Raw genomic sequence first — 13,411 nt, forward strand, 5'->3', positions numbered from 1 at the left:
ACCGGCCCGACAAGGCTAGCCCGCCCGCCACCAAAGACCAATGAAGCCTGCGTGAAACAGGCCAATAACCTGTTAAACGCCAGTCCCGCGCGCTTCCGTCGCTACTTGCGGCGGCGATGCTCCTCAAGCCGCGGGAAGATTTCCACGAAGTTACAGGGCCGATGGCGGTAATCCAGCTGCCATTTCAGGATCTCGTCCCAAGCATCGCGGCACCCGCCGGGGCTGCCCGGCAGGGCAAAAAGATATGTCCCCCCCGCCACTCCGCCACAGGCGCGCGACTGCACCGCGCTGGTGCCGATCTTCTGCATCGACACGATGGTGAACACCGTGCCGAACGCCTCGATCTCTTTCTCATAGACATCGCGATGCGCCTCGACTGTCACATCGCGCCCCGTCAATCCGGTGCCGCCTGTGGTCAGGATCACATCCACCCCCGGATCGGCAATCCAAGCCCGCAGCTTTGCGGCAATCTCGGCCCGGTCGTCCTGCACGATCCCTCGCGCGGCCAGCAGATGCCCCGCTTCGGTCAACCGCTCCACCAGCGTGTCACCCGACCGGTCATCGGCGGCGGTCCTTGTGTCGGACACTGTCAGCACGGCGATCCGTACAGGGATGAAGTCTTTCGTTTCGTCAATCCGGCTCATGCCCTTACCCTTTCTGGATCAGCGCCAGCCGCAGCGCCAGCCCGGCAAAGATCACCGCCCCCGCCCGGCCCAGCCAGCGCGCAAACACTGCCGATCCTGCCAAACGCTGCCCCACGCCCCCGGCAAACACAGCGACCACCCCGTTCACCACCAGCCCGCCCAGCGCAAAGACCCCGCCCAGCACCAGAAACTGCGGCAACACCGCGCGCGACGGATCCACGAATTGCGGCAGAAAGGCCAGAATGAACAGCATCACCTTGGGATTGAGAAGGTTCACCATCATCCCGTCCAGAAACACCCGCATTAAGGGCCGCGCCTCCGCCGCCCTCCGCGCCACCAGCGGCCCCGCCCGCAGGGACTGCACCGCCAGATACAGCAGATAGGCCACCCCGCCCCAGCGGATCACGTCAAAGGCCATCGGATGCGCCGCCACCAGCGCGCCCAACCCCAGCCCCGCCACCAGCGTCTGGATCAGACCGCCAGCCGCAATGCCTGCATTTGCCGCCATCCCTGCCTTTGGCCCGCCCCGCAGCCCCTGCGCCAGTGTGAACATCATGTCCGCCCCCGGCGTCAGGTTCAGCGCCAGCCCGGCCGGGACAAAGGCCAACAGAACCAGCGGGTCCACCACAAAGCTCATCGCGCCCTCAACTTGGCCTGTATCTCCAGCAGGTCCGCCCACGCCTCGCGCTTGGCCACAGGGTTGCGCAGCAGATAGGCCGGATGCGCCATCGGCATCACGGGCAGGCCCAGCGCGGTGGTCCAACTCCCGCGCAGCCGCAAGATGCCCTTGGCCCCCAGCACTGCCGAACAGGGCACATTGCCCATCAGCACCACAATCTCCGGCGCGGCCAAGGCGATATGCCGCTCGACAAAGGGGCGCATCATGGCGATTTCCTCGGGCGACGGGTCACGGTTGCCCGGCGGCCGCCACGGGATCACATTGGTGATGTAAAGCGCCCGCTCCAGATCAGGGTTGTCGCGCGACAGGCCGATGGCCGCGAACATCCGGTCCAGCAACTGCCCCGCCGCACCCACAAAGGGGCGGCCCTCCATATCCTCTTCCCGCCCCGGCGCCTCGCCCAGCACCAGAACCCGCGCGCCCGCCCGCCCATCGGCAAAGACAAGGTTGCGCGCGCCCCGCTTCAATTCGCAATGGTCATATCCCGCCATCGCCTCGCGCAGCGCGTCCAGCGATCCGGCCGCCGCCGCCCGCGCCTGCGCCTCGGCCACGGCGACATCGCTGGCCTGTGCCGCGCGCTCGGCCTCGGATATCTGCGGCACATAAGGCTCGGCCGCCTTGGGCGGCCCCCCGCGCACTGGGACCGCCGCGCCCTGCCCCTGTGCCGGGGGCAGCCACGGCGCACGGTCCGCAACCTCATAGCCGTTGAAGGGCGTGTCCCCGATCACCTCGGTTACGCCCATTTCAAGCTGCCATTGCAGCGCCGCCAGCGCCGCGTGCCAGCCTTCCGGCGTCGTGGTGTCGAACTCGATTCCCATGCGCGGAAACCTAGGCCGCCCCACCCCCCCACGCCACCCACAAATTTCTTGGAAGAAATTTGCAAATTCGTTCCAACGAATTTGGCCAAGGAATTTGGCCGCCGATGCCGCAGCCCCGGCCCGATGCTTGCCCCGAACCCCCGCCCTTCCTATAAGCCAAGCCACCACACCCAGCAGGAGCCGCCCAAGATGACCTTTCGCGCCCGCCACCTTCTGGGGATCGAACCACTGGCCCCGCTGGAAATCACCACCGTCCTTGATCTGGCCGACCGCTATGTCGACCTCAACCGCCGCACGGTGAAACAGTCCGACGTGCTGGCCGGGATGACGCAGATCAACATGTTCTTTGAAAACTCTACCCGCACGCAGGCCAGTTTCGAACTGGCGGGCAAGCGATTGGGTGCCGATGTGATGAACATGGCCGTGGGCCAGTCCAGCGTGAAAAAGGGTGAAACCCTGATCGACACCGCGCTCACGCTGAACGCCATGCATCCCGACCTGCTGGTCGTGCGCCATCCGTCATCCGGCGCGGTCAACCTGCTGGCCTCAAAGGTGAACTGCGCCGTGCTGAACGCGGGCGACGGGCGGCACGAACACCCGACGCAGGCCCTGCTAGATGCCCTGACCATCCGCCGCGCCAAAGGCCGGATTCAGCGCCTGACCATCGCCATCTGCGGCGACATCGCACATAGCCGCGTGGCGCGCTCCAACCTCATCCTGCTGGGCAAGATGGAAAACCGCATCCGCCTGATCGGCCCGCCCACCCTCATGCCCGCGGGCATCGGTGCCTTTGGGGTGGAGGTGTTCGACGACATGAAGAAAGGCCTCGAAGGGGCTGATGTGGTGATGATGCTGCGCCTTCAGAAAGAGCGGATGGATGGCGGTTTCATCCCGTCAGAGCGTGAATATTATCACCGCTTCGGGCTGGACGCGGAAAAGCTGTCCCATGCCAAACCCGACGCCATCGTCATGCATCCGGGGCCCATGAACCGCGGCGTGGAAATCGACGGCGACCTCGCCGATGACATCAACCGCTCGGTCATTCAGGATCAGGTCGAAATGGGCGTCGCCGTCCGCATGGCCTGCATGGACCTTTTGGCCCGCAACCTGCGCGCCGAACGCGGGCGCAAGATCGTGGGGGCAATGGTGTGACGCCAGCCGCTCCTTTCAGCGAGGTGCTTCAACCGGGCGAAACCCTGCTCTGGCAGGGGCGCATCGGCTTCAACCTCACCTCTTCGCCGATCCTGACAGCGCTGCTGCTTTTGCTGACGGTCTATAGCGCTGTCTCGCTCTGGGTGGTTCAGTCCGAGGCCGAAATCTGCGCCGCTTCCGCCGGTCAGGGGGCCTGCGGGACAATCTACCGCCTGATCCCCCCGCTTGCGCTCTTGCTGACCGGCTTTCAGGCCTTTGACATGCTGGAACGCCGCGCCCTGACATCGGGCCGGGCGCAGGGCGCGATCCTGCTGACCAACCGCCGCCTGATCCGCGTGTCCGACTGGCCCCGCCGCCGCATCCGTGCCCATTTTTACACTGGCACCCCCGCGCGAAAAGGCATCGGCGGCGTCATCCGCTTTGGCACCTTTGGTGGCAGCGTGATCCTTGCGCCGAAAGACGCCGATCAGGTCCGCGATCTGATGCGCAACCCCGGAAAGGTCCCCGCATGACCCCCGATCCCAACCGCAAACCCACCAAGGAAGAGATGCGCGCCGGCGGCAAGGTGGCCGCCCTTGTGCTGATCTTCCTTGCGCTGTTCACCATCGCCTTCGTCGTGATGGCATGACCACCGACTTCCGCCCCGACCCTGCCACCTACTGGCGCGCCCATGGCATCATGGCACTGGCGGGCGGCATCGTCGCGGGCCTCGTCCTCGTGGCGCTTGGCAACCCCGCCCCTTGGGTCGGCCCTCTTGGCGCCGCACTCGCCATCGGCATCCGCGCAGCTTACGTGAAATCCGAAGCGATGGCCGAGGTCTGGACCCTGACCGACACCCACCTGACCGGCCCCGCTGGCCGCTCCATCCCCCGCTCCCAGATCACCCAGACCCGCAGCCTGCTTGGCGCGGTACAGGTCATCACCGCGTCGGGCGACAAGCATCTGATCCGATACCTTCCCGATCCCGCCGCCGCCGCGCGCGCGATCCAGCCCGGACCCAACACATGACCACGCTCCACCTCACCAACGCCCGCATCATCGACCCCGAGGCCGGGACCATCACCCAAGGCTCTGTCACCCTGTCCAAAGGCGTGATCGCCGCGATCAACGGCCCCAAACCCAAGGGCGCGACAGAGATCGACTGCGCCGGTCACCACCTCGCCCCCGGCATCGTGGATATCGGGGTGAAGATCGGCGAACCCGGCGAACGCCACCGCGAATCCTTCCGCTCCGCCGGCCTCGCCGCGGCCGCAGGCGGTGTAACCACCATCATCGCCCGCCCCGACACCACCCCCGCCATCGACACGCCCGAAACGCTGGAATTCGTCACCCGCCGCGCGGCCGAAGCCAGCCCCGTCCGCATCCGCCACATGGCCGCCCTGACCAAAGGGCGCGAAGGGCGCGAAATGACGGAAATCGGCTTCCTTCTCGACGCAGGCGCCATCGCCTTTACCGATGCCTTCGCCGTGACGTCCAATGCCAAGGTCCTGTCGCGCGCCTTCACCTATGCCCGGTCCCTCGGCGCGCTGGTGATCGGCCACCCGCAGGAACCGGGCCTGTCGCACGGGGCCGCCGCCACTTCGGGCAAGTTCGCCTCGCTGCGCGGCCTGCCCGCCGTATCGCCCATCGCCGAACGCATGGGGCTCGACCGCGACCTCGCGCTGGTCGAAATGACAGGCGTGCGCTACCACGCCGATCAGATCACCACTGCCCAGAGCTTGCCCGCCCTGACCCGCGCCAAGGCGGCAGGGCTGGATGTCACCGCCGGCACCTCGATCCATCATCTGACGCTGAACGAGATCGACCTCGGCGATTATCGCACCTTCTTCAAGTTCACGCCCCCCCTGCGATCCGAGGAAGACCGCCTTGCCATGGTCGAGGCAGTGGCGAATGGCACCATCGACTGCATCGCCTCGCTCCACACCCCGGCGGATGAGGAATCCAAGCGCCTCCCGTTCGAGGAAGCCGCCCCCGGCGCGGTGGCGCTGGAAACCATCCTCCCCGCCGCGATGCGCCTCTATCACGCGGGCCATCTGGACCTGCCCACCCTGTTCCGCGCCATGGCGCTGAACCCGGCCAAACGCCTCGGCCTGCCGCAGGGGCGCATGGCGCCCGGCGCGCCGGGTGATCTGGTGCTCTTCGATCCCGATGCCCCCTTCCTGATGGACCGTTTCAAGCTACGGTCGAAATCCAAGAATACCCCGTTTGACGGCCAGCGGATGGAAGGTAAGGTGCTGGCCACTTTCGTTAACGGAACCCAGGTGTACAGCGCATGATCTTTCTGCCCGACATCACCTCTGCCCCCCTCGCGCTGGCCCTGACGGGCGGCTTCGCCTATCTGCTGGGCTCCATCCCCTTTGGCGTGGTGATCACGCGCATGATGGGGCTTGGCGACTTGCGCCAGATCGGATCGGGCAATATCGGGGCCACCAATGTGCTGCGCACCGGCAATAAACCCGCCGCCGCCGCCACGCTGATCCTTGACGCCGCCAAGGGCGGGATCGCGGTGCTGATCGCCCGCGCCATGGTGGGCGAAGATGCCGCGCAACTCGCCGCGCTTGCCTCCTTCCTCGGCCATCTCTTCCCGGTCTGGCTGGGGTTCCGGGGCGGCAAGGGCGTGGCCACCTTCCTGGGCATCCTGCTGGCACTGGCTTGGCCCGTCGGTCTGATGGCCTGCGCCACCTGGGTCATCGCCGCCGCGATCAGCCGCATCTCTTCGGTCTCCGCGCTTGCGGCTTCGGCCTTCACCCCCGGCTTTCTGGCCTTTGCGGGCTATTCCGAGGCGGTCATCCTGACCCTCCTGCTGGCCGTGCTCGTCTGGATCCGCCACGCCTCCAACATCCGCCGCCTGGGCGAAGGGACGGAACCGAAGATCGGCAAAAAGAAACCGGCTTGAGCGCGCCAACACGACCCTGCCCTTTTCATCTTGGCTCAAATACCCGTGGGGGTGAATGGCCGCGCGGCACGCGCGGACAAAGGGGGCCACCGCCCCCTTCACCCGGAGGAGGCGCGCAGGCGCCGACGACGCAAAAGGAATGCGGCGGCACGCCGCTCCGCAAGATCACCGCGCGAAGTTCGCTGGCCAAAGATCACTGGCCAAAGTTCGCGGGCCGACCCCCTGAAATCCCGGTTGATCGAAAACCCAACCTGCGTAAGTCTTCGCTGCCGCCATCCGGAAATGCGATGCGCAGGCCAAAAACTTTAACGAGGGAACCGGAATGAACATGATCGAGGCCGTAAAGGCCGTCTTTTCCAAATATGCCACTTTCGAGGGCCGCGCGCGGCGGGCGGAATATTGGTGGTTTGTCCTTTTCAGCTTCATCATCGCGGTGGTCCTGAACCTGATCAACCCCGGCCTTCTGGGGGGGATCTGGTCGCTGGCCACGCTGCTGCCGTCACTCGCCGTCGGCGCACGGCGGTTGCATGACACCGACCGGTCCGGCTGGTGGCTGCTGATCGGCTTCATCCCGGTGATCGGGCTGATCGTGCTGATCGTCTTCTTCGCCAGCCGTGGCCAGACCGGGGCCAACCGCTTTGGCGCGGACCCGCTGACAGCCTGACACAGGCAAACCCCGCGCCCCGGGCTTGACCCGGGGCGTCTTCCCTTATGGCGAAAGGCGCACAACACCCGGTCCCGGCTCAAAGCGGGGAAGTCGCCGCCCATTGACCACGCGCGCGGCGTCTACATGGCTTCACGGCCCATCGCCCGGCATGCGTATGCACATCTGTCTGCACAGGCGTCTGCACCGTCAGCGGCACAGCTCTTCCGGCTTAAAGACTCGCAGCCTGATAAATCCGGCTCAGATCCCCGCCCCAATCGCCGTGATACAGCGACAGCCAGCGATCCGCCTGCGTCTGCCCGCTTTCCAGCGTCGCCACCAGCGGCTCCAGATAGCGTTCTTCGCCCAGGCCCCGCCCGGCCAGCCCCGCATGGGACAGGGCCACCGCCGCCCGCGCCAGATCGGCGATCTTCACCGCGCCCACGCGGCCCGCGATTCCGTCCACCGATGCCGCCACACGCAACGCTTCGCGCGTCTCGGCATCGAATCCCTTCACCAGATCCCAGGCCGCATCCAGCGCGGTCTGGTCATACATCAGCCCCACCCAGAAAGCCGGCAGCGCCACGATATGCGGCACATCCCCGCAATCGGCCCCGCGCATTTCAATGTAGCGCTTCACCCGCGCTTCGGGGAACACCGTCGTCATGTGATCCGCCCAATCCGAAAGCGTGGGCTTCTCGCCCGGCAGCGCAGGCAGCTCGCCCTTCAGGAAATCGCGGAAGGATTGACCCAAGGCATTGATATACTTGCCATCGCGATAGACAAAATACATCGGTACATCCAGCACCCAATCGACATAGCGCTGGAACCCGAACCCGTCTTCAAAGGCAAACGGCAACATCCCCGTGCGCGACGCATCCAGATCACGCCAGATTCGCGACCGCCATGAGCGGTGCCCGTTGGGCTTGCCCTCAAAGAAGGGCGATGACGCAAACAGCGCCGTCGCCACTGGTTGCAGCGCCAGCGACACGCGCATCTTCTGCACCATGTCCGCTTCAGAGGCATAGTCCAGATTCACCTGCACCGTCGAGGTGCGGTACATCATCTGCGTGCCATGGGTGCCCACCTTGCCCATGTAATCCGTCATCAGCCGATAGCGCCCCTTGGGCATCACCGGCATATCCTCATGCCGCCAGTCCGGCGCGGCACCGATCCCCATGAAGCGGATGCCCAGCGGTTCGGCCAGTGTGCGCACTTCGTCGAGATGGTTTCTCAACTCGGCATCGGTATCCGTCACGCTTGCAAAGGCCGCTCCCGAAAGCTCGAACTGCCCGCCAGGCTCAAGGCTGATATTCGCCCCGTTCCGTGTCAAACCGATAACATTCGCGCCCTCGCGCACTGGCGCCCACCCAAACTGCGCCTCCAGCCCTGCGAACAGGGCGTTAATGGAACGTTCACCATCATAGGGCAGCGGCTGGTGCGTATCGGTCAGCCAGCCAAACTTTTCATGCTCGGTCCCGATGCGCCAATCGGCCTTGGGCTTGTTGCCCGATTCCATGAAGGCAGCCAGTTGGTCAAAGCTTTCGATCAGGCCGCCGCCGGATTGGGGAATGGACATAGGCAACGGCTCCGCTTCGTATCTGCTTCAAGGCCCCGACTCGTGCTTTGCCTGACGGGGCAAGTCAAGTGGCCGAAGGTGGGGGGCCAAAGGTGGCGGGCATGGGGTGGCAAGAAGCACGGATCACGCCCGCGCCATGCCCCGCCCCGCGCGCCGCCAGATCACCACCATCTGCTCGCCCGTCACCAGCCCGCGCCCGCTGCCATCGCCCTGCGGTGCCAGCGCCGCCAACAGCGCCGCCATATCCATGCCCGGTAGGGTGGCAAAGACATCGAACAGCCCATCCGCCCCCGCCGCATCGACAGGGATCAGCAGCACCTGCCCATCCACCTGTCGCAGCCGCCACAGCCGCCGCCCGCGCAGCGTGATCAGGCGCAACTCCTCCAGTTCGGGCACGCTGACGAAGCCGCCAAGCTGCGGCCCCATATAGGAAATCTGGCCCTCATCCACCGCCACCACGCCAGGCGCATCGCTGCCCTGTGCAAAGCGCAGGCGTCGCCAACCCTGAACCGCCAGCCCCGCGCCCAGCGCGGCCACCAGCAACCCGACAGGCACCAGCACCCACCCGCCCGGCCATGCAATCCACAGACCCAGCGCCACCACCGCGCCCGCCCCGATCACCTCGCGCCAGCGCCACAGGTCGGCGCGCAGATCCGGCCGGATCACCGCCAATCCCCCAGCACCGATTGCCACAGCGCCAGAGCCGCCACCGCCGCGGTATCCGCCCGCAGGATGCGCGGTCCAAGGCTGACAGCCACCACCTGCGGCATCGCCCGCAGCTTGGCGGCCTCGCCATCGGAAAACCCGCCCTCCGGCCCGATCAGGATGGCCCACGGCCCCGGCTCCAGCCCCTCCAGCGCCACGCGCGCGCCCACCATCCCCTCATCGCACCACAGGATGCGCCGATCCGCAGGCCACCCGGTCAATAGCCGGTCCAGCGCCACAAGGTCTGCCACCTCTGGCACGAAAGTCCCGCCGCATTGCTCGGCCGCCTCTACCGCATGGGCCTGCAGCCGATCCTGCCGGATACGTTCGGAATTGGTATGCCGCGTCTGCACCGGGACGATCCGCCGCACGCCCATTTCGGCGGCCTTTTCCACGATGAAATCCGTGCGCGCCTTCTTGATCGGCGCAAACAGCAGCCACAGGTCGGGCGGCATCTGCAAGCCCTTGGTCTGGCTGTCACAAACCAGCACGCCGCCGCGTTTGCCTGCCTCTACCACCTCGGCCCGCCATTCGCCATCGCGGCCATTGAACAACGCGACCATGGCCCCCTTGGCCAGCCGCATCACCGCAAACAGGTAATGCGCCTGATCCGCGCTCAGGGCCACGGCTTGCCCCTGCCCGAGGGGCTGATCTACAAAGAGACGAACCTTCGCTTCCATGGCACGCACCCTATGACCCAACCGCCCCGAATGCCAGAGGCACCCCTTCCGGGCGGAACCGTGGCCGATGCCCCGCGCGGCAACTGGGTGGATACCCTCGCCCCCGCCGCCACCCGCCCCTATCTGCGCCTGTCGCGCGCAGATAGGCCCATCGGCACCTGGCTGTTGTGGCTACCTTGCCTTTGGGCCATCGCGCTGGCCGCTGCCAGCACGGGCGGATTTACCTTGGGCGACCTTTGGCTTGCCGCCTCCTCCGGCATTGGGGCGTTTCTGATGCGCGGCGCGGGCTGTACTTGGAATGACATCACCGACCGCCACATCGACGGCGCCGTGGCGCGCACGCGGTCGCGGCCCATCCCCTCGGGTCAGGTCAGCGTGAAACAGGCGCTGGTCTGGATGGCTGCGCAGGCGCTGATCGCCGCCGCCATCCTGTTCACCTATCACCCGCTGGCCATCGCGCTGGGCATCGGCTCGCTTGGCCTTGTGGCCATCTACCCCTTTGCCAAACGCTTCACTTGGTGGCCGCAGGCGTTTCTGGGGCTCGCCTTCAACTGGGGCGCGCTGCTGCTCTGGGCCGCGCATTCCGGCAGCCTGAGCGCGGCCCCCCTGTTCCTCTATGCCGCAGGCTTTGTCTGGACGTTGTTCTACGACACGATCTACGCCCATCAGGACCGCGAGGATGACGCCCTGATCGGCGTCCGCTCCACCGCGCGGCTGTTTGCCGAAAACACCCCGCGCTGGCTGGCGGGGTTCCTGATTGCCACGGTTATCCTGATGGCCGCCGCCGCCATCACCGCCCTTCTGCCACTGTCCAGCCCCTGGCCCCTGCTGGCCGCGCTGGCGGGCGTCTGGGCGATGGGGCTGCACATGTTCACCCAACTGCGCCGCCTGAATATCGACGACCCGGCGGGATGCCTGATCCTGTTCCGGTCCAACCGCGATACGGGCCTGATCCCTGCGCTGTTTCTTGCCGCCGCCGCGCTGGTTTGATTGAACCTTTGCCCCCCGCGCCGTAAGCACATCCGGTGCGCGGGGAATCCCTGACGGGGATTCCCGCCGCGCGCCGACTGCCCCAAGGAAAGCTGCCCGATGCGCCTGCCAAAGCTGCGCCTGCCCGATCTGCGCAAGACCAATTTCAACCTCGCCGCCCTGCGCCGCCTGCGCCTGCCCCAAGGGGCGATTGCACTGGCCGCATTTGCCGTGGCGGGGCTGTTTGCGCTGTTCATCGCCTATACGGCATCGGCAGTGATCGAACGCCGCTCGGTCAAGGCGATCAATTGGGCCATGGCGAATGAAGGGATCACCTGGGTGCAGGCCAGTGCCGATGGCATGTTGGTCACCCTGCAAGGCACCGCCCCGAATGAGGCTGCCCGTTTCCGCGCCGTCAACATCGCGGGATCGGTGATCGACAGCGGGCGTGTCCGTGATGAGCTTGAGGTTACCCCCGCGAACAAGATCGAAGCGCCCCGCTTTTCCATCGAAATGCTGCGCAACGATGATGGCATTCAGCTGATCGGTCTGCTGCCCGAAGGCGAAGGCGAAGCCACCCTCGCCGCCGCCGCCACCGAACTGGCGCGCGGCATTCCGGTGGCCGACATGCTGGAAACCGCCGCCTATGACGCACCCGAAACTTGGCAACCCGCTTTTGATTTCGGTCTGGCCGCGCTGAAGCTGTTGCCCCGGTCCAAGATTTCCGTCGCAGCTGATGGGGTCGAAGTCACGGCCATCGCCACCAGCGATGCCGAAAAACGCACGCTGGAAAGCGAACTCGCCCGCCTGCGCCCCGAAGGCATGGCGTTGGCCATCAACATCTCGGCCCCTCGGCCCGTGATCACGCCCTTCACTCTGCGTTTCGTCAAGGATGCCGAAGGCGCGCGCTTTGATGCCTGCTCGGCCGATACCGAGGCCGCACGCGCCCGCATCCTCGCCGCCGCTGTCACCGCCGGGGTTGAGGGCAAGGCCACCTGCACCGTGGGCCTTGGCGTGCCCAGCCCCCGCTGGGCCGATGCCGCCGAAGCCGCCATCCGCGCCATTGCCGCCATCGGGCAGGGCACCGTGACGTTTTCCGATGCCGATATCTCGCTTGTTGCCGCCGAAGGCTCGGATCAAGCCAGCTTTGACCGCGCCGTAGGGGAACTGAAGGCCGCCCTGCCGCAGGTCTTTTCGCTGGATGCCACCCTGCCCAAACCGGCCACCGCCGCCGCCGCTGGCCCGGCCGAGTTTACCGCCACCCTGTCGCCCGAAGGCAAGGTCGATCTGCGCGGCCGCCTGACCGATGATCTGCAACGTGCCGCCGTCGACAGCGTCGCGCAGGCCGAATTTGGCGCGGGCAATGTCTATAACGCGACGCGGCTTGATTCCGAACTTCCCGATGGCTGGCCAGTCCGCGTTCTGGCCGGGATGGAAGCGCTGGCCGAGCTTGACGAAGGCGCCCTTCTGGTGCGCGAAGATACGGTCGAAGTGTCGGGCATCACCGGATCGCTGAACGCGCGGGACCGGATCAGCCAGATCCTTTCCGGCAAGCTGGGGCAGGGTCAGGGCTTCAAGGTCTCTGTCACCTATGACGAAGAGCGCGATCCCCTTGCCGCCCTGCCCACGCCGCAGGAATGCCTTGCCACGATTGATGGGCTGCTGGCCCAGCAAAAGATCACCTTCCCGCCCGGCTCGGCCGAGATTGACGCCGCCACGGGCCAGTTGATGACCCGCCTCGCCGATGCGCTGAACGAATGCGCCGCGATGCCGCTGGAAATTGCCGGTCACACCGATTCCCAAGGGTCCGAAGATGGCAACCGCGCCCTGTCGCAGGCCCGGGCCGAGGCGGTGCTTCTGGCGCTGCAAGGCCGCCGGGTCGAGGTGTCGGAAATGCGCGCCGTGGGCTATGGCGAAAGCCGCCCCATCGCCGACAATGAAACCGAAGCAGGCCGCGATGCCAACCGCCGGATCGAGTTTACGCTGATCGGGGCGGCCCCTGCGCCTGCCGTCACAGCGGCCGCAGAGGCGGACACGCCCGCCGCCGCCGCCGGTGACGGCACCACCATCGCCGCGCTTTCCCCGCCCGCCGACGGCGCGGGCTGTGTGGCCAACATCACGGCCCTTCTCGCCAAGGACAAGATCACCTTCGATCCCGGCTCGGACGAGATTTCCGATGTCTCGATCCCGTTGATCGAGGCGCTTTCCGCCTTGCTGCAACAATGCCCGGGCGTCCCGATCGAAGTGGCGGGCCACACCGATTCCCAAGGCACCGAGCGCAACAACCTGACGCTGTCCGAAGATCGTGCCAAAGCCGTGCTGGTGGCCCTGTTGGGAACTGGCGTCGATGTCTCCACGCTCAAGGCCGTGGGCTATGGCGAAACCAAACCCATCGCCGACAATGACACCGAGGATGGACGCGAAGCCAACCGCCGGATCGAATTCACCCTGATCGGCACCCCCGCCCCAACCGCTGCCGCCACCCCTGCACCCGCAGCCGCGGCCACCGCGGCAACCGCCGCGCCCGCCACCGCCACACCCGCCGCGGGACCGCCCGATTTCTCGAACGACACCAGCCCCTCTGTCGCACCGCAGGAAAAGACCTTGCGTCCAACCGCCCGTCCCGCGAATAACGGTTAAGGACAG

At 66.4% G+C, this 13,411-nt stretch carries 14 protein-coding genes; 8 read left to right on the plus strand and 6 right to left on the minus strand.

Going from position 1 to position 13,411, the window contains the following annotated elements; all coding sequences use genetic code 11:
* Positions 1-101: 101 nt before the first annotated feature.
* The 3 genes from moaB to RSE12_18890 are packed head-to-tail and all read right to left on the minus strand — an operon-like array spanning position 102 to position 2,141.
* On the minus strand, positions 102-644 hold the full coding sequence (gene moaB / locus RSE12_18880; protein ID WRH62402.1) for a molybdenum cofactor biosynthesis protein B: 543 nt from the start codon (positions 642-644) through the stop codon (positions 102-104).
* A gap of 4 nt (positions 645-648) precedes the next feature.
* Complete coding sequence (locus RSE12_18885) at positions 649-1,272, minus strand: LysE family translocator (GenBank protein ID WRH64867.1); 624 nt, start codon at positions 1,270-1,272, stop codon at positions 649-651.
* 5 nt (positions 1,273-1,277) lie between these two features.
* On the minus strand, positions 1,278-2,141 hold the full coding sequence (locus tag RSE12_18890; GenBank protein WRH62403.1) for a uracil-DNA glycosylase: 864 nt from the start codon (positions 2,139-2,141) through the stop codon (positions 1,278-1,280).
* 189 nt (positions 2,142-2,330) lie between these two features.
* Here RSE12_18890 and RSE12_18895 point away from each other — a divergent pair, with 189 nt between their 5' ends.
* The 6 genes from RSE12_18895 to RSE12_18920 all read left to right on the plus strand — a co-directional run bounded on the left by RSE12_18895 (position 2,331) and on the right by RSE12_18920 (position 6,853).
* Positions 2,331-3,293, plus strand: a complete 963-nt coding sequence (locus RSE12_18895) for an aspartate carbamoyltransferase catalytic subunit (GenBank protein WRH62404.1) — start codon at positions 2,331-2,333, stop codon at positions 3,291-3,293.
* Positions 3,290-3,805 (plus strand): hypothetical protein, encoded by a 516-nt coding sequence (locus RSE12_18900; protein ID WRH62405.1) that lies wholly within the window; start codon positions 3,290-3,292, stop codon positions 3,803-3,805. The genes RSE12_18895 and RSE12_18900 overlap by 4 nt, the downstream gene beginning before the upstream one ends.
* 112 nt (positions 3,806-3,917) lie before the next feature.
* The gene (locus tag RSE12_18905) at positions 3,918-4,301 is read left to right on the plus strand and encodes a hypothetical protein (protein WRH62406.1); all 384 of its coding nucleotides are present in this window, start codon (positions 3,918-3,920) and stop codon (positions 4,299-4,301) included.
* Positions 4,298-5,569, plus strand: coding sequence for a dihydroorotase (gene pyrC / locus RSE12_18910; GenBank protein ID WRH62407.1), 1,272 nt, complete (start codon positions 4,298-4,300; stop codon positions 5,567-5,569). Before RSE12_18905 ends, pyrC begins: the two co-directional genes overlap by 4 nt.
* 5 nt (positions 5,570-5,574) lie before the next feature.
* Positions 5,575-6,189, plus strand: a complete 615-nt coding sequence (gene plsY / locus RSE12_18915) for a glycerol-3-phosphate 1-O-acyltransferase PlsY (GenBank protein ID WRH64868.1) — start codon at positions 5,575-5,577, stop codon at positions 6,187-6,189.
* 322 nt (positions 6,190-6,511) lie between these two features.
* On the plus strand, positions 6,512-6,853 hold the full coding sequence (locus tag RSE12_18920) for a DUF805 domain-containing protein (GenBank protein WRH62408.1): 342 nt from the start codon (positions 6,512-6,514) through the stop codon (positions 6,851-6,853).
* A 211-nt stretch (positions 6,854-7,064) separates the two neighbouring features.
* Here RSE12_18920 and RSE12_18925 read toward each other — a convergent pair whose 3' ends face one another.
* From RSE12_18925 to RSE12_18935, 3 genes are all read right to left on the minus strand, one after another.
* Positions 7,065-8,411 carry a glutamate--cysteine ligase gene (locus tag RSE12_18925; protein WRH62409.1) on the minus strand — a complete coding sequence of 449 codons (1,347 nt, stop codon included), beginning with the start codon at positions 8,409-8,411 and terminating at the stop codon, positions 7,065-7,067.
* A 123-nt stretch (positions 8,412-8,534) separates the two neighbouring features.
* Positions 8,535-9,077, minus strand: a complete 543-nt coding sequence (locus tag RSE12_18930; protein ID WRH62410.1) for a hypothetical protein — start codon at positions 9,075-9,077, stop codon at positions 8,535-8,537.
* Positions 9,074-9,796, minus strand: a complete 723-nt coding sequence (locus tag RSE12_18935) for a 16S rRNA (uracil(1498)-N(3))-methyltransferase (protein WRH62411.1) — start codon at positions 9,794-9,796, stop codon at positions 9,074-9,076. Before RSE12_18935 ends, RSE12_18930 begins: the two co-directional genes overlap by 4 nt.
* Before the next feature lie 12 nt (positions 9,797-9,808).
* Between RSE12_18935 and ubiA the strand changes: the two genes are divergently transcribed.
* Together ubiA and RSE12_18945 are read left to right on the plus strand one after the other, a co-directional pair.
* Complete coding sequence (ubiA, locus tag RSE12_18940) at positions 9,809-10,786, plus strand: 4-hydroxybenzoate octaprenyltransferase (GenBank protein ID WRH62412.1); 978 nt, start codon at positions 9,809-9,811, stop codon at positions 10,784-10,786.
* 99 nt (positions 10,787-10,885) lie between these two features.
* Positions 10,886-13,405: an OmpA family protein gene (locus tag RSE12_18945; GenBank protein ID WRH62413.1), complete on the plus strand. Its 2,520-nt coding sequence runs from the start codon at positions 10,886-10,888 to the stop codon at positions 13,403-13,405.
* Positions 13,406-13,411 lie beyond the last annotated feature (6 nt).

Origin of the sequence: Fuscovulum sp. (assembly GCA_035192965.1) — a bacterium.
Taxonomy (GTDB): domain Bacteria; phylum Pseudomonadota; class Alphaproteobacteria; order Rhodobacterales; family Rhodobacteraceae; genus Paragemmobacter.